26 protein-coding genes and 1 pseudogene are annotated in these 25240 nt (G+C 68.5%); 16 read left to right on the top strand and 11 right to left on the bottom strand.

Going from position 1 to position 25240, the window contains the following annotated elements:
• Window positions 1-22: 22 nt before the first annotated feature.
• Both ACFWRV_RS06775 and ACFWRV_RS06770 read right to left on the bottom strand, forming a co-directional pair.
• Complete coding sequence (locus ACFWRV_RS06775) at window positions 23-520, bottom strand: hypothetical protein (protein ID WP_384329263.1); 498 nt, start codon at window positions 518-520, stop codon at window positions 23-25.
• Window positions 521-588: 68 nt separating this feature from the next.
• Entirely contained in the window at window positions 589-990 is a 402-nt protein-coding gene (locus tag ACFWRV_RS06770; protein ID WP_384329260.1) for a hypothetical protein, read from the bottom strand.
• Window positions 991-997: 7 nt separating this feature from the next.
• Between ACFWRV_RS06770 and ACFWRV_RS06765 the strand changes: the two genes are divergently transcribed.
• Window positions 998-1372 (top strand): hypothetical protein, encoded by a 375-nt coding sequence (locus tag ACFWRV_RS06765; protein WP_384329258.1) that lies wholly within the window; start codon window positions 998-1000, stop codon window positions 1370-1372.
• A gap of 34 nt (window positions 1373-1406) precedes the next feature.
• On the opposite strand, the gene istB is transcribed toward ACFWRV_RS06765, so the two are convergent.
• The gene (gene istB, locus ACFWRV_RS06760) at window positions 1407-2177 is read right to left on the bottom strand and encodes an IS21-like element helper ATPase IstB (protein WP_384329255.1); all 771 of its coding nucleotides are present in this window, start codon (window positions 2175-2177) and stop codon (window positions 1407-1409) included.
• Between the two features lie 79 nt (window positions 2178-2256).
• Here istB and ACFWRV_RS06755 point away from each other — a divergent pair, with 79 nt between their 5' ends.
• A complete protein-coding gene (locus tag ACFWRV_RS06755; RefSeq protein ID WP_384329792.1) occupies window positions 2257-2412 on the top strand; it encodes a DUF6308 family protein in 156 nt (51 codons plus the stop codon).
• A 179-nt stretch (window positions 2413-2591) separates the two neighbouring features.
• Here the strand turns inward: ACFWRV_RS06755 and ACFWRV_RS06750 are convergent, their stop codons facing one another.
• Window positions 2592-2828, bottom strand: coding sequence for a hypothetical protein (locus ACFWRV_RS06750; RefSeq protein ID WP_384329252.1), 237 nt, complete (start codon window positions 2826-2828; stop codon window positions 2592-2594).
• Between the two features lie 126 nt (window positions 2829-2954).
• On the opposite strand from ACFWRV_RS06750, the gene ACFWRV_RS06745 reads away from it, so the two are divergent.
• The 5 genes from ACFWRV_RS06745 (at window position 2955) to ACFWRV_RS06725 (ending at window position 9494) form a co-directional block, all read left to right on the top strand.
• Window positions 2955-3755: a hypothetical protein gene (locus ACFWRV_RS06745; RefSeq protein ID WP_384329249.1), complete on the top strand. Its 801-nt coding sequence runs from the start codon at window positions 2955-2957 to the stop codon at window positions 3753-3755.
• A 951-nt stretch (window positions 3756-4706) separates the two neighbouring features.
• A complete protein-coding gene (locus ACFWRV_RS06740; RefSeq protein ID WP_384329246.1) occupies window positions 4707-6455 on the top strand; it encodes a pentapeptide repeat-containing protein in 1749 nt (582 codons plus the stop codon).
• Between the two features lie 485 nt (window positions 6456-6940).
• Window positions 6941-7606, top strand: coding sequence for a hypothetical protein (locus ACFWRV_RS06735; RefSeq protein ID WP_384329243.1), 666 nt, complete (start codon window positions 6941-6943; stop codon window positions 7604-7606).
• The gene (locus ACFWRV_RS06730) at window positions 7603-9063 is read left to right on the top strand and encodes a hypothetical protein (RefSeq protein ID WP_384329241.1); all 1461 of its coding nucleotides are present in this window, start codon (window positions 7603-7605) and stop codon (window positions 9061-9063) included. The genes ACFWRV_RS06735 and ACFWRV_RS06730 overlap by 4 nt, the downstream gene beginning before the upstream one ends.
• On the top strand, window positions 9060-9494 hold the full coding sequence (locus ACFWRV_RS06725) for a hypothetical protein (RefSeq protein ID WP_384329238.1): 435 nt from the start codon (window positions 9060-9062) through the stop codon (window positions 9492-9494). The genes ACFWRV_RS06730 and ACFWRV_RS06725 overlap by 4 nt, the downstream gene beginning before the upstream one ends.
• Window positions 9495-9547: 53 nt before the next feature.
• On the opposite strand, the gene ACFWRV_RS06720 is transcribed toward ACFWRV_RS06725, so the two are convergent.
• A complete protein-coding gene (locus ACFWRV_RS06720) occupies window positions 9548-10093 on the bottom strand; it encodes a hypothetical protein (RefSeq protein ID WP_384329235.1) in 546 nt (181 codons plus the stop codon).
• 433 nt (window positions 10094-10526) lie between these two features.
• Between ACFWRV_RS06720 and ACFWRV_RS06715 the strand changes: the two genes are divergently transcribed.
• Window positions 10527-11495, top strand: coding sequence for a MerR family transcriptional regulator (locus ACFWRV_RS06715; protein WP_384329232.1), 969 nt, complete (start codon window positions 10527-10529; stop codon window positions 11493-11495).
• 39 nt (window positions 11496-11534) lie between these two features.
• On the opposite strand, the pseudogene ACFWRV_RS06710 reads toward ACFWRV_RS06715, so the two are convergent.
• The 3 genes and pseudogenes from ACFWRV_RS06710 to ACFWRV_RS06700 all read right to left on the bottom strand — a co-directional run.
• Window positions 11535-11866, bottom strand: a pseudogene (locus ACFWRV_RS06710) (transposase); the annotation flags it as partial.
• Window positions 11867-12022: 156 nt separating this feature from the next.
• Complete coding sequence (locus ACFWRV_RS06705; RefSeq protein ID WP_384329229.1) at window positions 12023-13075, bottom strand: hypothetical protein; 1053 nt, start codon at window positions 13073-13075, stop codon at window positions 12023-12025.
• Window positions 13075-14157 carry a TniB family NTP-binding protein gene (locus tag ACFWRV_RS06700; RefSeq protein ID WP_384329226.1) on the bottom strand — a complete coding sequence of 361 codons (1083 nt, stop codon included), beginning with the start codon at window positions 14155-14157 and terminating at the stop codon, window positions 13075-13077. The genes ACFWRV_RS06705 and ACFWRV_RS06700 overlap by 1 nt, the downstream gene beginning before the upstream one ends.
• 502 nt (window positions 14158-14659) lie before the next feature.
• Between ACFWRV_RS06700 and ACFWRV_RS06695 the strand changes: the two genes are divergently transcribed.
• The 3 genes from ACFWRV_RS06695 to ACFWRV_RS06685 are packed head-to-tail and all read left to right on the top strand — an operon-like array spanning window position 14660 to window position 16534.
• Complete coding sequence (locus ACFWRV_RS06695) at window positions 14660-15250, top strand: hypothetical protein (RefSeq protein WP_384329223.1); 591 nt, start codon at window positions 14660-14662, stop codon at window positions 15248-15250.
• Entirely contained in the window at window positions 15247-15852 is a 606-nt protein-coding gene (locus tag ACFWRV_RS06690; RefSeq protein ID WP_384329221.1) for a hypothetical protein, read from the top strand. Before ACFWRV_RS06695 ends, ACFWRV_RS06690 begins: the two co-directional genes overlap by 4 nt.
• Window positions 15853-15901: 49 nt before the next feature.
• On the top strand, window positions 15902-16534 hold the full coding sequence (locus ACFWRV_RS06685) for a TetR/AcrR family transcriptional regulator (protein ID WP_384329218.1): 633 nt from the start codon (window positions 15902-15904) through the stop codon (window positions 16532-16534).
• Between the two features lie 100 nt (window positions 16535-16634).
• On the opposite strand, the gene ACFWRV_RS06680 is transcribed toward ACFWRV_RS06685, so the two are convergent.
• Window positions 16635-17411 carry a TetR/AcrR family transcriptional regulator gene (locus tag ACFWRV_RS06680; protein WP_384329216.1) on the bottom strand — a complete coding sequence of 259 codons (777 nt, stop codon included), beginning with the start codon at window positions 17409-17411 and terminating at the stop codon, window positions 16635-16637.
• Between the two features lie 53 nt (window positions 17412-17464).
• Between ACFWRV_RS06680 and ACFWRV_RS06675 the strand changes: the two genes are divergently transcribed.
• The 3 genes from ACFWRV_RS06675 to ACFWRV_RS06665 are packed head-to-tail and all read left to right on the top strand — an operon-like array spanning window position 17465 to window position 19946.
• A complete protein-coding gene (locus ACFWRV_RS06675) occupies window positions 17465-18439 on the top strand; it encodes an ATP-binding cassette domain-containing protein (RefSeq protein ID WP_384329213.1) in 975 nt (324 codons plus the stop codon).
• Window positions 18439-19260 carry an ABC transporter permease gene (locus ACFWRV_RS06670; protein WP_384329210.1) on the top strand — a complete coding sequence of 274 codons (822 nt, stop codon included), beginning with the start codon at window positions 18439-18441 and terminating at the stop codon, window positions 19258-19260. The genes ACFWRV_RS06675 and ACFWRV_RS06670 overlap by 1 nt, the downstream gene beginning before the upstream one ends.
• A gap of 53 nt (window positions 19261-19313) precedes the next feature.
• Window positions 19314-19946, top strand: coding sequence for an FMN-dependent NADH-azoreductase (locus ACFWRV_RS06665; protein WP_384329207.1), 633 nt, complete (start codon window positions 19314-19316; stop codon window positions 19944-19946).
• A gap of 108 nt (window positions 19947-20054) precedes the next feature.
• Here the strand turns inward: ACFWRV_RS06665 and ACFWRV_RS06660 are convergent, their stop codons facing one another.
• Both ACFWRV_RS06660 and ACFWRV_RS06655 read right to left on the bottom strand, forming a co-directional pair.
• Window positions 20055-20999, bottom strand: coding sequence for a hypothetical protein (locus tag ACFWRV_RS06660; protein ID WP_384329203.1), 945 nt, complete (start codon window positions 20997-20999; stop codon window positions 20055-20057).
• Window positions 20996-21745: a MerR family transcriptional regulator gene (locus ACFWRV_RS06655; RefSeq protein ID WP_384329200.1), complete on the bottom strand. Its 750-nt coding sequence runs from the start codon at window positions 21743-21745 to the stop codon at window positions 20996-20998. Before ACFWRV_RS06655 ends, ACFWRV_RS06660 begins: the two co-directional genes overlap by 4 nt.
• A gap of 201 nt (window positions 21746-21946) precedes the next feature.
• On the opposite strand from ACFWRV_RS06655, the gene ACFWRV_RS06650 reads away from it, so the two are divergent.
• Together ACFWRV_RS06650 and ACFWRV_RS06645 are read left to right on the top strand one after the other, a co-directional pair.
• Window positions 21947-22375 (top strand): ester cyclase, encoded by a 429-nt coding sequence (locus ACFWRV_RS06650; protein WP_384329197.1) that lies wholly within the window; start codon window positions 21947-21949, stop codon window positions 22373-22375.
• A 505-nt stretch (window positions 22376-22880) separates the two neighbouring features.
• Complete coding sequence (locus ACFWRV_RS06645; RefSeq protein ID WP_384329194.1) at window positions 22881-25052, top strand: MMPL family transporter; 2172 nt, start codon at window positions 22881-22883, stop codon at window positions 25050-25052.
• The last annotated feature ends 188 nt before the right edge of the window (window positions 25053-25240 follow it).

Raw genomic sequence — 25240 nt, 5'->3', positions numbered from 1 at the left:
CCTAGGAGGAACTGCCGGCGGCTCACTCCCGGTTGTGGAGCGGCAGCACGACGCCCCCGGGTTGGCACTGTTCGCGCAGTTGGTGGTTCTCCACTTGCAGGACGTGAATGATCCTGGCGCACTGGTCGACGCGATTGGCGAGCTCGCTCCGGTCGGCCTGGGCCTCCTTCAGCTTCTCGGTGAGGGCGGTGATCTCCTGCTGCAGTCGGTCCGCGATCTTCGGGCGGCGGTCCTGGGCCTTGATCAGGGCATAGAACAGGTCTTTCAGCCCGGTGTTCTTATGCGTGAGCTTGTTGCGTCTCAGTCCCGCCTCGACGGCCAGGGTTTTGACCGTCAACTGGCCGTCGGAGTGCAGTGGCAGGCAGATCAGGAGGCGGATCATCGCCTGGGCGATCTGCTGGACTTCAAGCGCGTCCTCGGGCTTGAGTGGTCCGGCATGGGTGGCTACTGCATAGACGACGGCGGCAAGATCCGCTTTGTTGAAGGCGGCGGTCTGGGTTGGTGCCTGGGTCTCGGTCACGGCAGGCTCTCCGGTGCCGGGAGCGGGCGGGCGGCGGTGGCATGGTGATCGGCGGCGATCTGTTCGAGTTAGGCTCGTCGCTGCTGGAGTCTTTGGCGAATGGGCAGGGGCGTCGGGTCAGCGGCGAGTTCTTCGTCGATGTGGGTGATCTCCTCGCGGATCCGGTGGATGTGGCTACCGGTGCGGGAGATGTTCGCGCATCCCTTCTGGGAGCGGTTGTGGCTCGGCGTGGTCTGGGCCTGCTTGCCGGTGCCGTTCCTGTCGATCGCGCAAAGTGTCTTCGCTGGACCGTAGTTGCAGGCCAGAAGGGTTTGGTCGTGGTCGAAGACCTGCAGGCGGTAGTTGGCCAGCTGTCGGCGTACGGACTTTTCTCCCCAGTTGCGTACGGGTGAACATCCCCAGGTCTGGGTGCGGGCAGCGGCCGCGCGGTAGAGGATCCCGGTTGAGATCGATGTCGCGACCAGGGACACTCGCGCGATGAGTCACGACACGTCGCCTGAACCGATCGAGCGAGGGTGGGACGAGCCTTGGTATCGGGTCCGCATGGAGGGCTTCGAAGCGTCGTTCCTGCCCAGCGACGGCGAGGACTTGGACGAGGGCTGCAATGTCGATGTCTTCGTGACATTGAAGGATGGATCTCGTTGGACCGCGACCGTGTTCACTGTCGTGGAAGTCGAGCGTCTGATGAAATTCTGGGCAGGGACAGACGAGGCCCTCGGGGGCCGGTACTTCTGGGTCTCGGACGGCCTGATCGTCAGGGACCCGGGCATCGACAACATGACCGACGTGATCGCCGGACTGATCGGGAACGGCGAGCTCTCTGAGATCTTTCAGCCGGTGATCGACGACTGATCAAGTGTTCGGTCGTCGGACGTGGCGTGGGTCGTCAGGCCACGTCGTTCTCTCGCTCGATGGCCTTGAGGCGGTTCTTGAGCCGGTAGCTGGGGCCGTTGATGGAGATCACTTCGCAGTGGTGGAGGAGGCGGTCGAGAATGGCGGTGGCGAGGACCTCATCGCCGAAGACCTGGCCCCACTCGCTGAAGGTCTTGTTCGAGGTCAGGATGATCGAGCCCTTCTCGTAACGCTTCGAGATGACCTGGAAGACCAGGTTCGCCTCGGCTCGTTCGAGGGGCTGATAGCCCACCTCGTCGACCACGAGAACGCTGGGCCGCAGGTAAGTGCCGAGCTTGTTCGTCAGACGGCCGGCGGCCTCAGCGGTTTTGAGGTTGCGGACCATGTCGTCGAGGCTGGTGAAGTAGATCGAGTAGCCGGCTCGGCAGGCCGCGACCGCGAGAGCGACGGCGATGTGGGTCTTGCCGACCCCGGGCGGCCCGAGCAGGGCGGCGTTCGCCTTCCCGTCGACGAACGAGAGGGTGGCGAGGTCCTTGACCTTGCGCGGGTCGAGGTCCGGCTGGAACGAAAAGTCGTACTCGTCGAGCGTCTTGTGGTGCGGCAGCCGGGACAGTATCAGGCCCTGGCGGAAGCGGCGGTCGTCACGGACGGCCAGTTCCTCGGACAGCACCAGGTCGAGGAAGTCGAGGTAGCCCATCTTCCCCTCGTCGGCCCGCCGGGTGTATTCCCTGATGGTTTCCGCGAGGTGGGGCAGGCCGAGCTTGCCGGCCGTGTTGCGGATGCGGGTGGAGAACAGCTCGCTCAAGACGTTTCCCTTGTGCTCGGACGGGTGGTGAAGGGACGGGTTCCGGTCAGCTCGTCATAGACCGACAGCGGACGCGGAGCTGCGCACCGCCCTGCGAGAAAACGACGGAGCCCTGCACCACCGGCTCCTCGACCTGCGACAGAGCGCGGGCTTGCCCCAGACGGTCAGCGCGCTGCGCGTCGCCCACGTCGCGATATGGATGGCCCATCCCGCCTCCGGCCACCGCTTTCCCTGAGTACCAACCGGAAAGACACTGGCTGCCGATCTTCAGACGATGAGCTCACCGCTCCCCAGCGGCCGGGCACCGAGCCCCTGGAACCACCCGCTGTGTGCTGCGGACGATCAGCAGAGCTGGTCGAGACCGACGGCTGCCAGGGCCGGGGTGCCTCCCTGCAGCGTGCTGGCCCGTGGTTCTCACCGGTCTTGCGCGAGTTTGTGCAGCTCTGCGAACAGGCCCGCCGTATCCAGCAGGGACTGGAAGGTCCCGGTCTCCACGATCCGGCCGCGGTCGAGGACGATGATGCGGTCGGCGATGCGGGCGTTGTCGAGGTTGTGGGTGACGAACTGGATGTGCAGGTGCAGCCCGGGGTGGGCTCGGCCGGGTAGGGGTGGTAGAACTGCTGCCCTTTCCCCCCGGGTCGGCGCTTTCACTCAATGAGTAGCACAGTCAGTTCACCGAGCCACCCCACGTCTCAGGTGGCAGACCTTGAGTCATCTGTGCGGGCTTCCGGAGTAAAGCAGGGGACAACGACAGCAGCCACTAGGCAGACTTGCGGCATGCGCCTGCTCTCCTCGCCTGCTCTCGGCTGCGCCGCTGAGATCGCCAAGGACGTGTTCTCCAAGTCCGACCTGCGACTGCTTCTGATGAAAGCCGGGCTCGACGTCTACGCCCCCCGGAATTCTTACAGCAAGCAGGACTTGATCACTGACACGATCTACGAGGCCAAACGCAAAGCCGAGCCCAGCGACTCGGCCGCACGCCAAGGACTCGCGGAGTTCGTCCGACTGGTCGCCGAACGCGTGGCTCCGGTCGACCCGCACGATATCGCCGCAGCCACCCCCTTCTGGCAGCTGCGCGAGGCCCTGCGCGCCGACGGCATCGACCTGCGCGCCGACTACACAGGAGAGCTGGCGAGTGTCCGCCTGCTGCCCCTGGACGAGCCGAAGACTCCGCTCAGCGACCAGATCACGGCACTGGAGGCCGACTTCGACCAGCTCGGGATGACGGTGGCGAAGAACTCCTACCAGCAGGCGGTGGACAATCTCGTCGAACAGCGCTTCGAAGCGGCAAACGGCCAGATTCGCTCCACGTTCGAGGCTGTCATCGTCCAGGTTGCCGCGAGCCGGGGCTTCACCTCCAGGAAACAGGGCGACGGGGGCCTCGCCCTGGCGTACCTGATCGATCAGGACCACCTTCCCGAACGGGACGGCGGTGCTTTCATCAGGGGGCTGTGGTGGATCACTCACACCAACGGTCCTCACCCGGGTACGTCGGATGCCGGCGAGGCGTACTTCCGGGTCCAGGCAATCACGAGCGCGGTCCGATACCTGATCGACCGGTTCCTGCCCCGGCAGTGACGACGAAAACCCGCCCTGTGCCGCCGTCTCCTCACCGCCCGCCGCCCACCTGCGGTGAAGCCCACCTGAAGAGGTTCCGAGGGCCGGCCGCCCGACTACGGACCGCCATGCCGTTGGACAGACCGTCCGGTCCAGGGCACCCGGCGCGTGCCAGAGGCCGGGATTTGGCGCAGACCCTGAAAGCCTTCCTGCCGCAGGCCATCGCCTGGCAGGTCAACGGCCAACCCGTGAACTTCCTCGTCGTCCTCGAATTTCACCGACAAGCCCGACGGCCTGGGCCGCGCCCACTGCGCCAACACCGGACGGCCGCCCAGTGTGACGCCTTCCGCCTTCACCTCCCGGCTGCCAGCGCGGGCGGGCAGGGCCGCACCGCAGTCGATGAGCAAGGCGCGCCTTCGCGACTGCCGGAGGAGGAGGGTCGGCTCGACCGTCGGGGTGGCGACGTCGTGGCTGGAGGGCTGCGGGCGGGCGGGTCTTTCCCGGCTTCGCGGGTACCGCCGCCGACCTCACCGTCCGTCCGGCCGCCTGACCCGCGCCAACGGACCCCCTGCCCCGCGCCGCACCCGGCACGGGGCAGCACCCGCCTTCCCCCCCGCTGCCCACCATCGGCTTCGTACGACGCCGAGCCTTCCCCGGGCCGGACCCCACCGCGAGACCCACGCACCGCCGGGCGCTGCGGTTGAGCCGCTCAGAACACTGGCGGTACCGCAGTCGTTCCGTGCCCGTACACGCCTTTGGTCTCGCCCGCCATCACGTGGCACGGGACCGAGTCTTCGTAGCGTGGTGGACCTGACGAGATGTGCGCCGGAGTGCGGGGGCGTGGAGGTGTTCGACCTCGCCGGTGATCTCGCGTTGGCGGCCAGCCTGTTGTGGGCCCCCGGGCCTGAACCGGCACCGGCCCGCAGAGCGTCCATACGGGCATCTGCCAAATGTCCTTGGAGCCGCCGCACCATGAGTACCTCTCTACTGCTGTCCCGGCAGCCCTGCGGGCACGGCGCGGATTCGGCCGGCGACCCGGTCGGCTGCCGCGGCTCTCACGTCCCCGGCCACACGGTATGCCTGGCCCACCTTACCGACACCACCCGCACCGACTACCTGACCGGCCTGGCCCCCGGCGCCGACATAGACCACCGCGGCACTCCCTTCACTCAAGATCTGCTGGAGGACCTTCTCCACGCTCTCCACGACCCCTCCACCGGCAAACGCCGCCTCGGCCGCGCCCTGTTCATCGGTGCGCAGTTCTTCGGCGAAGCCAATTTCATCGGTGCGCAGTTCTCCGGCAACGCCCAGTTCCACGGAGTTCAGTTCTTCGGCGACGCCCGGTTCAGCAGGGCGCAGTTCCTCGGCGACGCCAGCTTTGTCGAGGCGCAGTTCTCCCGCCGCGCCATGTTCGTCGATGCGCAGTTCTCCAGCGACGCCCGGTTCAGCGGGACGCGGTTCTCCGCCAACGCCGTGTTCGTCGAGGCGCAGTTCTCCAGCGACGCGTGGTTCGTCGGGACGAAGTTCTCCGGCGCCGCCAGATTCGACAGGACGCACTTTGAGGGTGCGTCGGATTTGGGACCATTGGTGTGTGCGGGGCAGGTGGTGTTGTCCGGAGCGGTGTTTGTGCCGCCAGTGACGCTGGAGATAGCCGCAAGGGAGGTGGTGTGTGAGCGGACGCGGTGGGAGTCGACAGCCACCGTGCGGGTGCGGTACGCGACTGTGGACCTCAGCCACGCGGTCCTGACTGCCCCCGCAGCCGTCATCACCCACACCGCCCCCTTCACCCACGCAGGCAGGACGGTGGGGGAGGACCTGCTGACAGGCCCCGTCACGCCGCCTCGCAGCTCCGACCGGGCACGGGTCGTCTCGGTGCAGGGCGTGGACGCCGCGCACCTGGTGCTGACCGATACCGACCTCACCGACTGCCTGTTCTCCGGGGCCTTCCACCTCGACCAGATCCGTCTGGAAGGCCGCACCACCTTCGCCCCCGCCCCCACCGGCTGGCACCGCCGTAGCACCCGGCCGGGGCGCTTCACCCGCCGCCGTGTCCTCGCCGAGGAACACCACTGGCGCGCCTACACCGCCGGCCAGCCCGCCCTTTCCGCGGGCGAAGACCCCGAGCCCCACCTGTGGCGTCCCGGACCACACCACACCGGCCCCGCCCGCACCCCTGGCCCGGAAGACGTTGCCGCACTGTACCGGCAGCTGCGCAAGGCGTTCGAGGACGGCAAGAACGAACCCGGTGCCGCCGACTTCTACTACGGCGAATGCGAGATGCGCCGCCACGACCCGACCGGCACCACGAAGGGAGAACGCCGCCTGCTGTGGTGGTACTGGCTGCTGTCCGGCTACGGCCTGCGCGCCTGGCGCGCCTTCACCTGGCTGCTCGCCGCCATGTCCCTGACCGTGCTGTTCCTGATGGGGTTCGGCCTGCCCACCAACGCCCCCGACCCCGCTACCAGCGGAACCCTCAACGGCAGCAAGATCAGCCTCAACACCAGTACCCCCACCCCTGCTCTGCACGGGGGATTGCCGCAGCGCATGACGTGGGCCCGCGCGGAGAAAGCCACCCGCGTCGCCGTCAACTCGGTGGTCTTCCGCTCCAGCGGGCAGAACCTCACCACCGCCGGCACCTACATCGAGATGACCTCCCGCCTCCTCGAACCCACCCTCCTAGCCCTCGGGGTCCTCGCCATCCGCTCACGCATCAAACGCTGACCCACCCCCGGCCCGGGTGCAGCAAACCGAACACCCAACGGCCACCCGGCGCCGGTACTCCTCAAGGACCGCCACAATCGAATAGGAGTCCCGGAAATGGTTCGGCCTAACCGTTCCCGGCCGTACGCGGTCGGCCCCGGGGGCCGCGACGAGACAGCAGCGGTACTTTTCCGGGCAAATCCCGAACAGAGGCTCGGACGGTCCTTTCTGACGGTTCAATTGTTATGAGACTGCCCGCCCGGGTAGTGCCGCACGCTCTCCCACGCCTCGGTCACGGTCGGCGTGTGAAGCCGTTTCCGCTGCCCGACCGGCATCCGGAACGGGTGTGCGGTGCTCCGAGCGGGAACAGACGACCGACCGCCTCCGCATCGTGTCGTTCCTGTCGGACTCCTGCCTGCCATCCAGGCCTGGGGCCGTAGCCGCGTACTCCCGTACCCGCTGCCGCCCCGCCGCCTTTGCTGCGGAGCTGGCTGGAAGGAACCTCGATGGCACAGGCCTTCATCCCGCCACCCGCCGTCGACCCGCACGGGCTCCTGAACCGCCTGCAGCCGATTCAGCCCCCTACCGGCCAGGCTCGCACCGCGCTCGTCAAGCAGTTCAAGGGCGACCCGCTCGGCGAGCTCGTCGCCGCCACCGCCCTCGGCCCCGAGGCAGCCAAGCACATACGCGCCAAGTTCCCCAAGACGCTGCCCAGCGGGGACAGGGCCGAGCTGCGGATGTTTCAGTCGAGCCCCCTCGCTGGCGCTCTCGTTCTGCAACCGCGCCTGGCCGATGCCGAGGCATCCCCCGCCGACCCGCTTTACGACCAGCTCATCGAGGCGATCCAGAGCGGTGACACCCTGCCGGACCTGGACGACCTCGTCATCAGCGCCGGCAGGTTCGGCAGTGAGGACGGCTGGCTCGTCCTCGATGTCGACAGTCAGGACAGACTCGAAGTCGCCGTCCGCCGCATCACCGACCAGACCCAGGAGCGCAACGACAAACGCTTTATGATCGCCACCGAGGGCATCTCGGACCGCATCATCATGGTCCCCCTCGTGATCCGGCATGACGGCAAGGAGACCCGACGCTTCCTCACCGTGGACGGCATCTCGCGCACCACTGCCGCCTTCGCCATCCTGGGCCTGGATCCCGCGTATGCGCGGTCATGACCCAGGACAGCGTCGGCGACCTCATCCGCGAGAAAGCCCGTGAAGTCAACGGGGAACTGTGCGACCTGCGCGAAGAGTCGACCCGTCTCCGTGCTCAGCCCGAGGAAGCCCGCAGTGAGGGCGAGGTTAGCTTCGCCACGCGCGTCGGCGAGACCGCTGCCCGCTGGCGCGCCCTGCAGTGCGATGTCGAGCTCTGGAGCCCAGCCCTTGATGTGGACGTGCACCGCTTCGTGATGGAGGTCGTCAGCCTGATCCACCACCAGCAGCAGGCCCACTCCCACACCTCCAAGCGCCGCACCATCCACGAGGCTGTGCTGTCCGACTTGACACAGGCCGCGCCACCGTCCCTCATCGAGCGCCAGCGCCAGCAGGATCGCGGCCCGCTCCGCAGCGGATGGGACTACCTCGACTGGGCCTACCAGGCCATCGCCGATCTGATCGATCCCACATGGCGCCCGCACATCGCCGCGACCTTGCGCCGCGAACTGAAGATCAGCCGGTGCAATGTCAAGCAGTTCAGCGAGCTGGCCGGAGCCGTCATCAGCCGCCCCCTGCAGTCTCTCGACCGCAAGCACTGGAAGGGAAACGAGCACCAGCAGTCCCGACTTGAGATCGGACAGCGCGCGTGGACCCGCGATGCTGTCCCCAAGCACGTATGGAACCGAAAGGACCGCCTGCCGGACTACCGGGTGACGAAGGAGCAGCTGAAGGAATCCGCAGAGGCTGTCAGCAAGGCAGCCGCCGCCGCGCCCCAGGGGCTCGTGAACGACGACAAGCGAATCGAGACCGACGACGCGACGCTTGGCAACCACATCGCTTTCCTCCTCGTCGTCGGTGCCATCGCCACGACGTTCACGGGGGCACTGCGCACGGACACAGGATCCGGCCGCCAGACCGAGGAGCTGCCGGAGGAGGACATCCCGGCCGCCTTCACCACGGCCCCGGTGTCGGTTGTCCTGGAGATGATGCACGCCTCACCGTGGGGCCCCGCGCAGCTGGAAGAGAACATCACGGCGTTCGTGACCTCCTTCGATGAACGCCGACGCGCCAACCCCCGTCGGATCTCCCCACAGTCCCCGTACGGCCCGCTGGAGGACTCAGACGCCGACAGCGCGTACATCCGCACCTTCGCGGCCAGCATCGAGAAGGGGCAGGCGGAGAAGCGGGAACAGAAGAGGCTGCACGAGCGCGCCAAGCAGGCGAACCCGGTGGCCGAGGCGCTGGAGGTCCTGCCCAGCCAGCTGCGGGCCGCCGAGACGTCCGTTCAGACGCTGCACAAGGCGAGCCTTTCCAAGATCACATGCCCGGCGGCGCTGATGGCCGCGCTCCACGAGCATGCGGACACAGTGGCCTTCCGACTGAAGGGCCTGAAGATGAATCTGCAGGAACGGGAGCAGAAGGAGGCGGACGCCAACCTCAGCCGACCCGAGGAACCAGGCGAAGGGGACACCCTGTGACGACGCTTCCCCCAGGGACCGCCCCACTGCTGCCAGGCACACCCCTGCGCAGGTCCTACGACCTGGCCGCAGACGCCCTGGGAGACCGGCTGCTGCGCCGGCAACCGGCCAAGATCGCCCTGTGGGCTCTACCCGACTACGCGGGCGACGAGCATCAGGCGGTCTACCTCCTCGGTTCGGGAACGTTCGACCTGCTCTACACGGGGTCCACGGGCCGTGGTCTCGGCACTGTCAGGGCGCGGGTCGACGAGCACCGCCGGGACCCGCGCAAAGCCGAGGTCACCTGGGTACTGGTGCTCCCCATACAGCGCGACGCCGATGCGGAACAGGCCGAAGGGGAAGTCGGCCGTCTGCTAGGCAGACCGCGGCTCTCTCGGCGGCTCCCGCAGGCACACCGCACAGGCCGAGCAGTCCGGCCGCCCACGAGCTGACCGAAGACCCGTGCTGCGGGCCTCGGGCGGGACACCCCTCCCGGGGCCCGCCGTTAGACCGCGTCAGAGCGCGTCCGGGTGCGGTAGTGGACCAGTTCCATGCCGAGGACGAGCAGCAGCTGCCGCCCGGCCTGGTCGAACTGCTCCTGGAGCGTGGGCTCGCCAAAGAGGTGGGCTAGCTGGCCGGCCTCTGCGACGAGGCCAGAGTGCTGGGCGAGGTAGTTGGCCGTGCAAGCGCGGTGGATGGCCCGCTCCAGCAGCGCGCCGTCCACCTTCCCGTCCAGGGTGCGGCTGAGCGCGTCACGCAGGGCCTCGACGCGCGTCACGACCGTTTCGGCGGTCATTGGTGTCTGCGCGGGCCCGAGCGCGCGAACGAGGCCGCTGGCGGCGAACACCGACTCCGGTTCCATCACGTCCCGTACGGCGTCCAGGAGCTCGGCCCGCCCACGCACCGTCAGCGCCTTGCTGTTGCCCAGTTCGGTGATGATGCGCACGAACCGGGCCCGCGCGGTCGGCGTGGCCAGATGGTGCCCGACCTGCTCCAGCAGACCCACGGCGCCCTTGCGCGCCACCTCCTGGCTGCGCTGGCCGCCACCCACGTCGCCTAGGCCCGCTGCGCCTGCCCGCGTCGGGTATTTGGCGAAGACTTATCTCAACCCGCATCGACTTGCTGCCGGCACTCTGAGGAATCTGTGGTGTGCCCAGGTCATCGAACGCCCGGCTCAGGACAGTGTGGGTCAGGTTGCTCAGTGGCGCGACGGCCGAATCGAGCAGAGTGCGAGGTGTCCCTTCCCACTCGACGTTGCAGTGACGTCCGGCGGCCAGCTGGAAGATGAAGGATTGACGCGAGGCTGGCGGCCCCGACGTGTGTCAGTCGGTCTTGCATTTTCCGGGCGTCGGTGCGGCAGGCCGGAATCGTTCTCGTCGGCGAGTCATTGTCAAGACCTGTGGATTGGCGACCCAGTGGGGTGGAAGCACCAGCGTGGAGACTGGGCTTGAGTCTCCCGTAGGGGGAGGCACGAAGGTGCAGGCATGGACGGCGACACGCTCTTCACGATTGGGGCCCTGGCCCGGCGGACCGGGCTGACGGTCAAGACCATTCGGTTCTACTCCGACACCGGAATCGTGCCGCCGACGGACCGCAGCCCGGCTGGCTACCGTCTCTACGACATCGGCGCACTGGCGCGTCTGGATCTGGTGCGCACCCTGCGTGACCTGGGGCTCGACCTCGCTGTCATCCGGCAGGTGCTGGACCGCGAGGTTTCGGTGCCCGAGGTCGCGGCTGCACACGCCGACGCCCTGGAGGTACAGATCCGCACTCTCCGACTGCGGCGCGCGGTGCTGCGAGCGGTGGCCAAACGGGACTCCACCCCCGAGGAAATGGACCTCATGCACAAGCTTGCCAAGTTCTCCGACGACGAACGACGACGCCTCATCACCGACTTCATCGACGACACCTTCGGCGGGTTCGACGCCAACGCCGACTTCGTCGACATGATTCGCTCGGCCATGCCCGAACTGCCGGACGACCCCGAACCTCATCAGGTCGACGCCTGGGTGGAACTCGCCGAACTCACCCAGGATCCCGACTTCCGCGCCGCCGTCCGCCGCATGGCGGAGTACCAGGCAGCCGAGCGCGCCCAAGGCGACGTCACCGGCTTGCACCACGACCTCACCGAGACCGTCCGCGACAGCGTCGGCCGCGCGCTCGAGGCCGGCATCGCTCCGGCCTCGGCCGAGGCCGCACCCATCATTGACGCCCTCACCGCCCGTTACGCGCACACCTTCAGCCGCGCCGACGACGCCGACTTGCGCCACTGGCTGCTGACTCGCCTGGAGATCGCTGGCGACCCCCGCGCGGAACGCTATTGGCACCTGCTGGCCGTCATCAACGGATGGCCCGCCCCGCCCAGCCTGGCACCGGTGTTCACGTGGTTCACAGAAGCCTTGCGCGCTCACGGGGGAAGGCCCCACACCCCACGGCAGTCCCGCGTGCAGTAGTCCCACGCCTGACCGTCGCTCCGATCCTCGCGGCTTCGATCATGCCGCGAGGATCTCGGAGCGTTCGACAAGGAGACCGCCCTCGAACCGGGCTCCGGCGCGGACAAGGGCGCCGAGATGAGGAGCGTTCACCGCCCGCCAGCGGGCCTGTGCGGACTCGACGAGCTTGAAGACCATGGCCAGGGCGGCGCCCGCGCTGCTGGCGCCTCGCTGACCTTTGTTCGCAGGCGGAAGGTGGCGAAGGTCGACTTGATTGGGTTCGTGGTGCGTAGGTGGATCCAGTGCTCGGCGGGCTGGTAGCAGAACGTCAGCAGCTCGTTGACATTGTCGGTGATCTTCTTCACCGCCTTGGGGAACCTGGCCCCATGGTCGCGGTCTTCGGCGTTTCCGTACGCCTCTCGCGTCCAACCCCAGCCGATTTACAGGTCATGAGCATTGCTCCTCGTCGGCCGCTCGGCGCATCTTCGCGACCGCGTCCTTCATCAGGTCGTCGGTGCGCTCGCTGTGCCAGACGGTGCCCTCCCACTTCACGTACTGGTCTTCGCGCTCGCGGAGAAGAACCGGCTTGAGGTGTCCATGGAAGAGGAGGTAACGACCTTGGTTGCGGCGGCTGCGGCTGAACCACTTCGCACTCCTCTCGTGCGGGCGAGGCGGTTGGCCGCGAGGCCGGGGAGGGTGCCGCGGACGCGGCCGGGCGTGTAGGTGATCAGGGGCCAGCTGGGCGGGCGCCAGGAGTCGGCGAGGGCCCAGTGCGCGACGGCATCGCTGCTGCGGTCGGGCGGCTTGTAGGGGTAGGTGACGCGGCGGGCGACCTCCGCGAAGAACCGGTTCTGCTCCGCCTCGGTGCCGCCGGCCAGGCGCCGCCAGGAGGCCGAGGCGATGAGCGGCGCGAGGGAGACGGCCTCGGGATAGACCGCGGCGAACAGGCGGGAGGTGCTGAAGTCGGCGTAGTCCTGCTTCTCCTGGTCGAAAGGGATCAGGATGTCCAGGCGGTCGTCCCAGGCGTCCCAGGTGTCCCAGGTGCCGAAGGCAACCGGGCGCCCGTCCGGGGACCAGATGTGCGCGCAGAGCATGAGGCCGGTCAGCACCGCGTCATAGGTAGCGGCCCAGCCGTAGCGCCGCAGCATGAGCAGGTGGCGCCGCTGTGCGTCGACGATGTCCGGGAGTCGGGTGAGGTCGACGGCGGGGTGGTCGATGTCGGGCGGGCCGATCCAGGTGTGGTGCCGCAGGCAGACGTAGGTGTGGTGGGGCAGGAGCCGGACGACCCGCCCGCCGGGGTGGCGGGCGTCGCAGAGGTGGCAGCCGGTCTGCGGCTGATGGCGGAACATCTCCCAGTTCGGCGGCGCATCGCGTAGTTCCGGCATGGCCCCGGGCAGAGCGTGGACGCTGCGGCCTGTCAGCGCGGCGAGCCGTTCGGGGACGACGACGCGGCGACCGGCGCCGGGATAGGCGGGGCGGGTGACCTGCGACCACAGACCGTCGACGTCCAGTCCGTGCAGGATGGCCAGTCGGCTGATGTAGGACGGGGGGATCTCCTGCCGGGCGGGAGGAACGGGGTCGGGCAGCGTGCGCAGGAGCATCAGGCCGCGCGCCTCCGCCGCCCGGTCGCCTTGGCCGGGGCGGTGAGCTGTTCGGACTGCTCGGCGGCGAAGTCGACGGGAACGAGTTCGAGCACTTCCTCGGTGACGGCCTCGCTGCCGTCCTCGATGGCCAGCACGGTGGCGCCGCGGATGAGCTGGGACAGGCTGCCGATCATTCCGCCGGTGCGGTGGAAGAGGTAGTCGCTCATCGCCGTGAGCGTGCCCGGCGCGTGCTCGTGGAGGCGGAGCATCGTCTCCAGGGTGCTGTCCAGGCCCCGCCAGGCGTCCTTGTCGGCGTTGGTGGCGTAGGAGAACGGAGCGGCGGGGATGACAACGAAGCGCCCGGCGATCTGCCGACCCCGGGTGCCGGCGAACAGGCCCTGACTCTCGACGTCGATGCCCGCGTAGGCGAAGGTCGCGGGCAGGCGCTCGGCGAAGTACTTCAACTGGTCGGAGGCTTCCGCCCCGGCCCGGTAGCCGAGGTTGAGGTTGTGCAGCTCGTCTACCAGGACCAGGTCGACGTGGACGTGGGCGGCGGTGGCGCAGACCGCGTCCACGATGTCGGTGTGGGTGGCGCGGGCGGGGAACGTCAGCCCGAAGAAGCGGGCGAACTCCGTCGCGAGCATCTTCGGTGTGGCGGCCGGCGGGACGGTGACGTAGAGGACCGGCAGCCGGGAGCGGTCGCGCGGGTGCCGTCTGCGCGTGGCCAGCTCGTGCGCGCGGCCCAATTGCGTGAGCGCCGTCGTCTTCCCGGTGCCGGAGGCGCCGGAGAGGATCACACCGCGGCGGGCGGAGACCTGATGGCGGTTGAGCTGAACCAGCAGGCGGGAGGTGGATATGACCTTGCGGATCGTCGGCGTGTTCACCAGCGGAAGGTCCGCGTGATACTCCCGCCGCTGATCATCCTGGCGCCCCCGTTCCCGCGCGGTCAGGGCGGCCCGCTCGGCGGCGCCCAGCAGCGTGGGCGCCGCGGTCTCGTGCTCGAGGTAGCGGCGCCAGCCCTCCTTGGTGGTCAGCGGGGAGTCCGGCGGGGCCAGGTCCTCGGTGTCCGGCTGCGGCGTCATGCTCGCGGGCGTGCTCATAGCCACCTTTCGGCTTCGGCGTGGGGGTCGAAGACCCCGAAGGGCACCGGTAGCGGGCGCAGAGTTTGCCGTCCGGGAGGGCGCCGGGGGTGAAGGTGGCGATGAGCTGGCCGCGTTGGCGGCTGGCGGTGAGGGTGTAGCGCTGGCCGCCGCGCTCGGTGATGTGCACCGTCGCGGACGCCTTGTCCCGTGGGGGGTTGGTCCAGGCCGTGGTCACCCGCCCGGGGTTCTCGCTGCCCGACGGGCCGTTGGTGGAGATGCAGACCTGCGGGCCGGAGAAGTGGTGGGTGCAGGCGGAGGCGGCGGTGTGCGCGGGGACGTCCAGGCTGATCGCTAAGGCGGTGGCGGTGAGGCCCACGGCCAGGACGCGGAGAAGTCGGCTCATGCCCGGTCAAACGCCTCATCGCCCGGCACGTCACGCTGTGGCCCGTCTCCGGGGCTGCCACGGCCAGGAGCCTCTTGTGGGCTGTGCCCGTACGGCGTCCGGGGCGGTTAGCCGGGCATGACGCTTTCGCACCTCCCCGCCCCCAGCGATGTTCCGTACGAGCCGTGGGAGGGGGAGGCCGAGGCCCTGGCGGCGGCTGCTGCCGTGGGGCGCCGCGCGGCCGCCTGGCTCCGGTCGCTGCCCGCGCCACCGGACACCATCCTGGGCGAGTCCCTCGCGGCCGCCGTCGAGTCCGTGACGGCCGGTCTCGATCCAAGGGACGAGAACCGGCCGGGCCCGGACTGGACCTTCATCGAGGGCCAGGGCGGGGCCGACTCGGAAGCGATGACCGTGCTCGCTGCGGTGCCGTGCGCGGCCCCGGCAGCCACCTGGCTCACTCCCGACCAGCAGGTGCGCATGGTGGCCGTCGCCTCCCTCGTGGTGGGGGCGGTGCGGGTGCTGGTCCAGGACCCGGGCACGGCGATCCGCAGCGAGCTGGCCGTGATCTGGGCGCTGCTGGACCACGTCATCGCCTGGCCGCCGACATTGTGGCGCGGCGCTACCGTCGGCAGAACCTGTTCACCGACCAGGGAAGTCCGTTCGGCGACACAGGTCCCCTCTGGAAAGGGCCAGTTGGGGGGACGACTTTCAGCGACACTGCGGCAATGAGGATGTCTGAGAGCTACGCAACCACGGTGGCGGCTGTCGCGCCCGTGATCATTCTTGTCGCCGCTTTCGAGCTCACCACTCACAGGGCCCGGATTCGGGAGATATACGTGCGGGCGGCCCGAGGTCGCGAGGCGGTGGACGCCCTCTACGCCGATGGTGCCACCCCGACGCGGGAGCAGATCCAGCAGACAGAGCGTGAGTTGGAAGCGCTGCGGAATGGGGAGTGGCGGCTGCTCGGCATGGCCGTGTACCTGTTGCTGTCCAACGTGTTGGCCGCCCTGCTCTGCTCGGCGGAGTTCTACGCGCTCGGTTGGCTGGTGAAGGAGGACCCCGGTCCCAGTCCTGGCGTGGCTCTGTTCTGCTTCGTGGCGTTGGTCATCGGGTTCGTATGGGTCGGCGTGACACCCCTTGCTTGGTTGGTGGTTTCCGTCCTGCCTCTCCTTGGGCCTCTGCGGTCGAACCCCAACCAGGTTCGGTACAAGCAGGCGGTTGCCGATCTCGCCCCGGAGGCCGAGGGAAGCGGGCGGGAGCCGATGATCCCTGAGCCGCCTCTTCCTGCTCGGGACGACGTCGGCCCGGGTGGAGCTGCGCCGGGCCGGTGACCGGCCCGGGCCGAGATGAACGTTCTGCTGGACCGGGTCGCCGGGCTCATTGAGCCTCGCCCGGATCGTCCGTACCGCCATCCAGATCGCCGACGCCGAAGGGCTCTCGGCGCTCTCCCTGCGTGGCGCCGCGGCCCGGCTCGGCGTCGCGGCGATGTCGACCTATCGGTACGTCCCGAGCAAGGATGATCTCGTCCCGCACATGGCCGACGCCGCGTTCGGCGAGGAGCCCTACCGCGCGGACGCCCCCGAGGGTTGGCGTGCCCGCATCGAGCTGGGTTCCAGGACCCTGTGGAGCCTGTACCGCAAGCACCCGTGGCTGGCCCGGCTCGGCTCCCGCACACGCCCGCTCGGCGCCCTCGACGGCCACGGCCTCGACCCCACGACGCTGTTCGACATCCACGTCCTGCTCTACAGCCCTGTCCAGGGCCTGGCGGTGCACCTGGAGATGGAAGCGGATGCCGAAGCCTCCACGGGCCAGTCGGAAGACCAATGGATGGACAGCCGCGCCCCCGCTCTCCAAGAACTGGTGGAATCCGGCCGCTTCTCGACCTTCACCAAGGTGGTCGCAGCATTCGAGGACGGCTACGACCTGCGTCTCGACGCGCTCTTCGAATTCGGCCTCAAGGCAATCCTCGACGGCCCTACTTCCATCGTCGAACGTCAGGAAGCTGTCACGTAGAAACATGAGCGAGTTCATCTAGGAAGGGACCCACACGCCCCTTCGCGCTATCGGGGCACCCGCCGGCGACGTGGCGGATACGACCAGAGATCACCCGTGTTCATGCCCCCTCGGATGGTCGACTACGAGCCTGCCCTGGCCCGTCCCGTTCGGACTCCGCCGTTGATGGGAGGGCCGCGGCGATGCAGTCGAGAACACGCTGGAGCCCGTACCGGAACTGGTCGTCGCGGCTCAGGTGCGGCTGGCGCGCCTCCATCACGATCTTGGTGAAGATCGGGTACTCCCCGCTCTTCACCAGCCGGTCGACGTACGGGTAGCTCCGCTCCATCCATTCCGACTCGCTGAGCCCGCTGCGTCGGACTTCCCTGGCCGTGCTGATCTCCTCGCGGACGGTGCCCTCGACGTAGCTGTTCAGCAGGGCCACGAGGCCGAGGTTCTCGTCGATGGGGACGAAGGGGTCGAGCACCCCCATCAGCCGTTCGACCAAGAGCAGTTGGTTGGGACCAAAGCTGGGAAGTGACCGCTGCACGGTGGTGATCCACGGGTGCCTGATCCACATGGTCCGATGCTCGCCGGCGTAGTGGGTCAGGTCAGCGCGCCAGTCACCCGAGGGCATGTCCGTGACGTCGATCTCGCCCATCACCTGGTCGGCCATGAGCTCGACCAAGTTCTCGCGGTTCGGGACGTACCGGTAGAGGGACATCGCGCCGGCGCCGATCTCGGTGGCGATCCGCCGCATGGTGGCGGTCTCGAGACCCTCGGTGTCGGCGATCCGGACGGCCGCCTCGGTGATCTTCGCGCGGCTGTAGACGGGAGTCGGCCCGTAGGCCGCGCGCTCGGGCCGCATCCAGATGTTCACGTACTCGGCGTCAGCCACCGTTCCGCCTCCTTGGTTGCGTACATAGTACCCAGTCGTTTACCGTGGCCGCCATGACCGCGTACAAGGTACCCAGTGGAGGGGTTATGCCTGATCCGATCGTGGTCGCCGAAGGGCTGCACAAGTCGTTCGGCGATACCCAAGCCCTAAGGGGTTTGGACCTGAGTGTCCCGAGAGGAACGGTCTGCGGTGTGCTGGGGCCCAACGGAGCGGGCAAGACGACCGCGGTGCGGATCCTGGCGACCTTGTCCGATCCTGATGCCGGGCATGCCCACATCGCCGGACACGACGTCGTCCGCGAGGCCGGCAAGGTGCGCGCCAGGATCGGGCTCGCGGGCCAGCATGCCGCCGTGGACGAGAAGCTCACCGGCCGTGGCAACCTGCGGATGTTCGGGCGCCTTTCCCACCTGTCCCGGCACGAGGCGCGTCGGCGGGCCGACGAGCTGCTCGAACGCTTCGGCCTGATGGACGCTGCCGATCGGCAGGTCGCCGGCTACTCCGGCGGCATGCGGCGGCGCCTTGACCTGATCACCAGCCTCATCCTGCGCCCCGAGGTGCTCTTCCTGGACGAGCCGACCACTGGCCTGGACCCGCGCAGCCGCGGCGATATCTGGGACAGTATCCGCGAGCTGGTGGTGGACGGCACCACGGTCCTGCTCACCACGCAGTACCTGGACGAGGCCGACCAGCTGGCAGACGACATCGCCGTCGTCGATCACGGACGGGTGATCGCCACGGGCACCCCCGACCAACTGAAGGCCACCATCGGCGACCGCCTCGACGTCGAACTCGAAGACCCCGCCACCCTCCATCCGGCGGCGTCCGTGCTGAAGGCTCTGGCCGGGATCGACCCCACGGTGACTGGCGCCGACCGCCTCAGCGTCGCCCTGCCGGGCCGCAGCTTGCGGTTCACCGACATCGTGCGCGAGCTCGACCGAGCCGGTGTCGCCGCGGCCGACGTACAGCTGCGCCGCCCCACCCTCGACGAGGTATTCCTGCGCCTCACCGGCCAAAAGGAGCTGGTCTGATGAACGACCTCGCCCCGCCGCTGGGCCACCGCCTGCGATGGACGTTCACCGATGGGCTGACCCTGGTAGGCCGCGAGCTGGGACGGCTGCGGCAAGCTCCCGGCGAAATCGTCGCGGCGTTGATCTTCCCGGCTGTCATGGTCGTGCTGTTCGGGTACGTCTTCGGCAGCGCGATCAAGGTGCCGGAAGGCGGCGACTACCGCGAGTACCTCATGCCTGGCCTCTTCGCCATGGTGACGTTCTCCGCGTGGTTGGGGGTCATGACGCGGATGGCCGCCGATGCCTCCCGCGGTGTGATGGACCGGTTCCGCTCCATGCCGATGGCGCGCTTGGCGGTGCCGTACGGGCAGACCGGCGCCGACATGCTGACGGGCTTGATGATGCTGGCCGTGATGGTGAGCACGGGCCTGCTCGTGGGCTGGCAGCCGCACCGCGGTCTGATCCCGACCGTCCAGGCGTTCCTGCTGATGATCGTGCTGCGGTACGCGCTGAGCTGGGTGGGCGTCTATGTGGGCCTTGCAGTGAAGAACGACCAGGTCGCCGACGCGATGGTGCCGCTGGGCCTGCCGTTCACGATGTTGTCGAACGCGTTCGTCCCGACCGACGGCATGCCGGTCTGGCTGCGCTTTCTAGCCGACTGGAACCCAGTGAGCGCGCTCACCGCCGCCGCACGGGAGCTGTTCGGCAACCCGGGCGCCCCGTCCGGAAACGTGGCCTGGCCACTCGAGCATCCGGTGAACACGGTCCTGCTCTGGTCGGCCGCGCTGCTGGTGATCTTCGTCCCGCTGTCGCTCCGCGCCTATATCCGCAGAGGGCGCTGAATGCTCCGGAACCGCGCTGCCACACACACCAAGACCAGCACCATGGAGACGTCATGAGCCTGTTCCGACTCGACGCCAGCATCCTTCCCGGCACATCCGCCAGCGCCGAACTCGCCGACCTCGTGGTATCGGAGTGGACCGCAGTCCACCCGGACGTGCCCGTGGTACGCCGCCATCTGGGCACCGACCCACTGCCCGCCGACGCCTGGGCGCAGGCCCACACCGGCAACTTGACGCCCGAACCCGACCGCACTCCCGCCCAACGCGATGCGCTCACCCTCGCTGGGTTGCTCAACGCGGAACTCGAGGCCGCCGAGGCGGTGGTACTGGCCGTGCCGCTGTACAACTTCGGCATCTCCCAGCATTTCAAGACCTGGGTCGACCTGGTCATCGCCGGGGCGCCCCTGGGCAGCCCGGTTCTCAAGGACAAGCCGACCGTCCTGGCCACCGTGCGAGGCGGCGGCTACGCCCCCGGTACTCCGCGCGAAGGCTGGGACCACTCCACCCCCTACCTCAAGCGGATCCTCGCCGACGTATGGCAGGCCGACCTCGTCGTCATCGAACGCGAGCTCACCCTCGCCGCCACCTCGCCCGGTATGGAACACCTCCAGGACCTCGCCGCCGACGCGCAGGCCAAAGCCCTGGCCGCGGCCCGCGACGCCGGCCGTGAGACCGCAGCCAAGTGACGTTGCCCGCTTCGGTGCACTCGATGGCGTGTGCTGGAACGGGGCCGCTCCCCGGGGGTTGCTCGGCTTGCGGGCTCGGTCGGGCACGCGCGACGGGTCTGTCGGCGTTCAGGACGGTGCGCCTGCCGTTGTCGGTGAGGAGCTCCCCGACTGTGGGGGCCTGGTGCTCCTGGTCGTCGATGCGGACGGCTCCTGTGCGTCCGAAGCGGTTGTGGGTGTGGTTCGCGCCTGCGCGACTGCGTCGTACAGAGACTTCGGGTCGTCGGCGTGGAACCTGATCAGCTGTACGGGGCGGGGGGCGCCGAGGAACTTGGGCACGTTGAGCGGTTCGGTCAGTTCGAGGGTGATGGAGGTCTGCGAGCCGATGGGCATGTTCAGCTCGTTGTCCTTCTTCACATGGGTGAACAGGGTCTCGCGACGGATGGAGGTGATCTGGCCGAGCGGCACGAGGAAGTCGACGTGGGCTGCCTGCCGGACGCGCAGGGCGCCGTGGGCAAGGATGTGCGGTCGTGTGACGGAGGCCGCGTGCATGCCGAGGACGAACAGGACGGTGTAGACGTCGACGACCAGGAAGATGCTGTGAACGAGAGGCCAGTTGGCAAGGAGGAAGGACACCACGACGGTCTCGATGACGCAGGCGAACGTGAGGCCGTACATCATGGCGGCCTGGTCGCGGCCGTGTGTGAAGACCGCGTCGGCCCCGTTGACGCCGTGCGGGCGGCGGCCGATCCACCGGAGCAGGCTCGCCATGATCCGCAGTTCGTGGGTGACGAAGCGCAGAACGGACTCGGGCGCGAGCTGCTTGAGCGCCTCCCGCCGGGACAGTCCGTGCCGTCGCAGCCGCAGCCAGAAGTATGCCTCGGCGCCGATGAGTACGAGCAGGAGCAGCTTGCCGCCGAGCAGGACGGCGCCGGGTATCGGCACTCCGCCGTTCAGACAGGCGAGGAGCACGAGCTGGGCGCCCAGTGCGATGCCGCGGAGCTTCTGGAGTGCCGGGCCGCGGCGGGGGGCGGTGGTCTGGGGCACGGTCGGCCGGCCTTCCAGCGTCGTCATGATGGTCCTTTCTGCTTTTCGGTCACGAGTTCCATCGCACGGGCGATGGCGGCTGACTGGGCCGGGGCCAGGTCCGCGAAGATGCCGTCGGCCAAGGTTCCAGCGCTCTTGTCGGGGAAATGTGCTGCCAGGTCGTCGGGGAAGAAGTCCGCGAGTGCGGCTGCGGTGCTGGCGACTTGGGGGTCGTCCGGCTCGGCGTCCGCGAGGGCGTCCAGGAGGCCGTATGCCTCGTCGGCGTGCTGTTTCATTCCGTGGAGTGCGGCCATGAGCCGACGCCGGTCGCTCTCAGGGACCAGGGCGTCGAGGAGGGCCAGGTGTTCGCGGTCCTGTGCGGCTATCGGGGAGCGCGTCACCTCGCCCAGCCCTTGCAGCAGCGTGGCGAACTCCGGGGACACCGGCCCGTCGGAGTCGAGGCGGCCAGCGAGGGCCTCGGCCAGCAGGGGAGCCAGCCGCACCCGTTGCTCCCGCAGGGCGCTCTCCTGTCGTTCGAGATCTTCGTCCAGTTCCTGCAGCACCTCGGCCAGCTCGCGCCCCTGGTCGTCCGCGAGGACGTCCCGCACCTCGTCGAGACCGAGCCCGAGCTCGGTCAGCCGCCGGATCCGGGCGAGCAGAACGGCCTCGCGCATGCCGAAGTCGCGGTATCCGTTACTGAGTCTCAGGGGCTCGGGCAGCAGCCCGAGGTGGTGGTAGTGCCGCACGGCCCGCGGGGTGACCCCGACAAGGGCGGCGAGCTCGCCGATTCGCATGAGCCCAGTACAAACCATGACGTAGCGACAAGGTCAAGAGTGACCTGATCGACGGGCCAGCGCAACGGCACCGCCTGCGGCGGATGCTGCCGAGCGGCCCCTGCGACCATTTGACCTTGACGCAGCGTCATGGTTTTCACTGAGTGTCATCCGACCCGGAGCGTCAACGAGCTCCGGGGCAGACACCCGAGAGGACCCGAGATGACGACCACTGTCGAGCAGAACATGGCCTCGGTGCGCACCGCGTACCAGCTTGTGGAGAGCGGCGAGCTCGACGAGGCCGCCCAGATGCTGACCGAGAACTTCATCGCCAACGTCCCCGGATCGCCCGACCCGCTGCACGGTCGCGAGATCTGGTCTCACGGCACGAAGATCATGAAGGATGCCTTTCCCGACCTGAAGATCACCGTTCAGGACATGTTCGGGGTCGGCGACAAGGTGACCGTGCTGGTCCACTTCCAGGCCACGCACCAGGGCGCGTTCCAGCAGTTCGAGGCGACCGGCCGCCAGGTCAGCTACCGGAGCGTCGAGGTCTACCGTTTCGAGGGCGGCCAGATCGCCGAGGAGTGGGTCGCACCGGACCTCATGAGCCTCATGCAGCAGATCTCGCCCACCCCTGCCGGTCACTGAGCCGGCGTCCGCTCCCGAAAAGCGGCCCGGCGCCCGCACGGCGACGTGATGGCGAACGGGCCGCTTTTCAGCACTGACACCTGAGCCGACCCCAGGCCGGCGACTCAGCACGTACGGGCAGCGAACCGGCTCGTCCGGCCGGGCAGCAGCCCAACGGACCTGAAGCGCGGGTAGCCGCCCGCTCCGCACAAGGTGCCCAGCCTCAGGTCAGCAGGATCGGGGGCCAGTGACCCCGGTGGCGCTGCTCTTTCGTGATCACCAGCGGGTTCGATGCCCCGGCCGCCGACGAAGCGGCTCCCGCTCCCAACTCCGTGGCAAGGGCCCGCGTGAACCCGCCGGGGCCCGCTGTGGACAGCGGTCCGACCGGCGGGCGAGTCGCTGCGATGCGGCACCTGGCAACCCCCGGCGAGACCGCGCCGTCACCCCGGCCGTCAGCAGGCGCCGCGCCATGTAGCCGTGCCGCGGTGCGTCCTGCGCGCCAACTCATTGATCAAGGACTATTCACGTGGCCACACTCCTCTACCGGCTCGGCCGGTTCTGCTTCCGTCGACGGCGGGCCGTCGCTCTGTTCTGGGTGGCGCTCCTGACTGTCGTCGGGATCGGCGCCGCTTCCGCGAACACCGCAGGCGACGACAGCTTCTCTATTCCGGGAATCGAAGCGCAGAAGGCGTTCGACCTGCTGGAGCAGCGCTTCCCCGACATGAATGCCGATGGCGCTCAGGCCAACATCGTCTTCCGCGCGCCCGCCGGACACAAGATCACCTCGTCGGGCAACCAGGCGGCTGTCACGGCCGCCGTCAGGGAGCTCGGCTCGGGAAGCGACCAGGCCGCACACGTCACTGACCCCTACACCACTGGCGCGGTCAGCAAGGACGCCAGCACCGCGTACATTTCCATCACCTACAAGGTCCAGCCGACTGAGCTGACCGAGGCGTCCAAGCACACCCTGGACACCGTGCTGGAGGGGGGCCGGGACGCTGGGCTGACCGTCGAGGTCGGTGGCACTGCGACCTACGAGGCTGAGGCAGGCGGCGGCACAGAAGCCATCGGCATCCTCATCGCCGGGATCGTCCTGGCGGTCACGTTCGGCTCGCTTGTCGCGGCCGGCCTGCCGCTGCTCACCGCGATCATCGGTGTCGGCATCGGCGTCTGCGCGATCACCACGCTGACCAGGGTGCTCGGCCTGTCCGGCGACGCCGCCGGACTCGCCTCGATGCTGGGCCTGGCCGTCGGTATCGACTACGCGCTGTTCATCGTCTCCCGCTACCGCGGCGAACTGACCCAGGGCAGGCAGAACGAGGAAGCCGCGGGCCGGGCCGTCGGCACCGCGGGTTCTGCGGTGGTCTTCGCGGGCATTGCCGTGGTCATCGCACTGGCGGGGCTGACGGTCGTGAACATCTCGGTCCTCACCGAAATGGGTCTGGCCGCGGCCGGCACCGTCGCCGTCGCCGTGGTCATCGCACTGACCCTGATCCCCGCGCTGCTCGGCTTCGCCGGCGACAAGGTCTTCAGCCGCAAGGACCGCAAGAAGGGCCCCGCCCCCGCCGGGCCGGGCATGGGCTCACGCTGGGCCCGGTTCGTGTTGCGGCGCCCGGTAGCAGTCCTGATCACCGCCACCGCCGGCCTGGTGCTGATCGCGGTCCCGGCCGCCGGCCTGGAACTGGGCCTGCCCGGCGACGGCCAGAAGTCCACCGACACCAGCCCCCGCCGCGCCTACGACGTGATGGCCCAAGGCTTCGGCGCGGGAGTCAACGGACCGCTGCTCGTGACCGTCGACGCCGGCACCGACGGCGACGTCGAGGCTCACGCCGAAGATATCCGCAAGACACTGAACGGCCTGAACAACATCGCAGCGGTCACCCCCGCAGTCTTCGACCGGGCTGGGATCACCGCGGTCCTGACCGTCATCCCCGTAACCGGCCCCGACACTCAGGAGACCAAGAGCCTGCTTGCCGACATCCGCGATACGACCGGTGATGAGGTGATGGTTACCGGCACGACTGCGATGAACGTCGACTTCTCGGACAGGCTCAACGACGCACTGGTGCCCTACCTGCTGCTCGTCGTCGGACTCGCATTCCTCCTGCTGGTCCTGGTCTTCCGATCGGTCCTGGTCCCCTTGAAGGCCGCCCTGGGATTCCTGCTGTCGGTGGCGGCCTCCCTCGGCGCGGTCGTCGCCGTCTTCCAATGGGGCTGGCTCGCCGACCTCATCGGCGTCGACCAGACCGGCCCGATCATGAGCCTCATGCCGATCTTCCTGGTGGGCGTCGTGTTCGGCCTCGCCATGGATTACGAAGTCTTCCTCGTCACCCGTATGCGCGAAGCTCACGTCCACGGCGCGAACGCCCGCCAGGCGATCATCACCGGCTTCGACCACGGAGCCCGCGTCGTCACCGCCGCCGCCCTCATCATGATCAGCGTATTCGCGGGATTCATCGGCTCCAGCGACGCCATGATCAAGATGATGGGCTTCGGCCTGGCCGTCGCCGTCCTGTTCGACGCCTTCATCGTCCGAATGACCATCGTCCCCGCCGCTCTCGCCCTGCTGGGCGACCGCGCCTGGAACCTGCCCCCATGGCTCGACAACATCATGCCCAACGTCGACGTCGAGGGCGAACAACTGCACCAGCAGAAGCCGGCAGAGCAAAGCGACAACCAGAAGCCTGCCGCCGTCTGACCCGTGCCGGTCAGCCGCCGGGTTGTGATCAGGATCAGCACATCCGCGTTCGGAGACCGAGCGCCGCACCTGGCCATACGTGCCAGGTACGGCTGGTGAAGTCGGCCCGGGGCGCGGTTCCGGTCTTTCGACCGGCCCGTTTCCCCGGAGCCGCTTCCCGAACCGGGCATGCGACTTGGCACCGCACC

The sequence above is a fragment of the Streptomyces sp. NPDC058576 genome (assembly GCF_042718715.1).
Taxonomy (GTDB): Bacteria; Actinomycetota; Actinomycetes; order Streptomycetales; family Streptomycetaceae; genus Streptomyces.
The sequence above is the reverse complement of the archived record's forward strand: the minus strand, read 5'-3'. Positions and strand labels throughout refer to the sequence as shown.

What these genes read in the sequence shown, in the direction of transcription:
- ACFWRV_RS06740 (WP_384329246.1), top strand. Translation starts at nt 4,707, where the DNA reads ATGAGTACCTCTCTACTGCTGTCCCGGCAGCCCTGCGGGCACGGCGCG.
- ACFWRV_RS06700 (WP_384329226.1), bottom strand. Translation starts at nt 14,157, where the DNA reads ATGAGCACGCCCGCGAGCATGACGCCGCAGCCGGACACCGAGGACCTG.
- ACFWRV_RS06730 (WP_384329241.1), top strand. Translation starts at nt 7,603, where the DNA reads ATGACCCAGGACAGCGTCGGCGACCTCATCCGCGAGAAAGCCCGTGAA.
- ACFWRV_RS06695 (WP_384329223.1), top strand. Translation starts at nt 14,660, where the DNA reads ATGACGCTTTCGCACCTCCCCGCCCCCAGCGATGTTCCGTACGAGCCG.
- ACFWRV_RS06675 (WP_384329213.1), top strand. Translation starts at nt 17,465, where the DNA reads ATGACCGCGTACAAGGTACCCAGTGGAGGGGTTATGCCTGATCCGATC.
- ACFWRV_RS06650 (WP_384329197.1), top strand. Translation starts at nt 21,947, where the DNA reads ATGACGACCACTGTCGAGCAGAACATGGCCTCGGTGCGCACCGCGTAC.
- ACFWRV_RS06665 (WP_384329207.1), top strand. Translation starts at nt 19,314, where the DNA reads ATGAGCCTGTTCCGACTCGACGCCAGCATCCTTCCCGGCACATCCGCC.
- ACFWRV_RS06660 (WP_384329203.1), bottom strand. Translation starts at nt 20,999, where the DNA reads ATGACGACGCTGGAAGGCCGGCCGACCGTGCCCCAGACCACCGCCCCC.
- ACFWRV_RS06715 (WP_384329232.1), top strand. Translation starts at nt 10,527, where the DNA reads ATGGACGGCGACACGCTCTTCACGATTGGGGCCCTGGCCCGGCGGACC.
- ACFWRV_RS06735 (WP_384329243.1), top strand. Translation starts at nt 6,941, where the DNA reads ATGGCACAGGCCTTCATCCCGCCACCCGCCGTCGACCCGCACGGGCTC.
- ACFWRV_RS06765 (WP_384329258.1), top strand. Translation starts at nt 998, where the DNA reads ATGAGTCACGACACGTCGCCTGAACCGATCGAGCGAGGGTGGGACGAG.
- ACFWRV_RS06690 (WP_384329221.1), top strand. Translation starts at nt 15,247, where the DNA reads ATGAGGATGTCTGAGAGCTACGCAACCACGGTGGCGGCTGTCGCGCCC.
- ACFWRV_RS06705 (WP_384329229.1), bottom strand. Translation starts at nt 13,075, where the DNA reads ATGCTCCTGCGCACGCTGCCCGACCCCGTTCCTCCCGCCCGGCAGGAG.
- ACFWRV_RS06745 (WP_384329249.1), top strand. Translation starts at nt 2,955, where the DNA reads ATGCGCCTGCTCTCCTCGCCTGCTCTCGGCTGCGCCGCTGAGATCGCC.
- ACFWRV_RS06655 (WP_384329200.1), bottom strand. Translation starts at nt 21,745, where the DNA reads ATGCGAATCGGCGAGCTCGCCGCCCTTGTCGGGGTCACCCCGCGGGCC.
- ACFWRV_RS06670 (WP_384329210.1), top strand. Translation starts at nt 18,439, where the DNA reads ATGAACGACCTCGCCCCGCCGCTGGGCCACCGCCTGCGATGGACGTTC.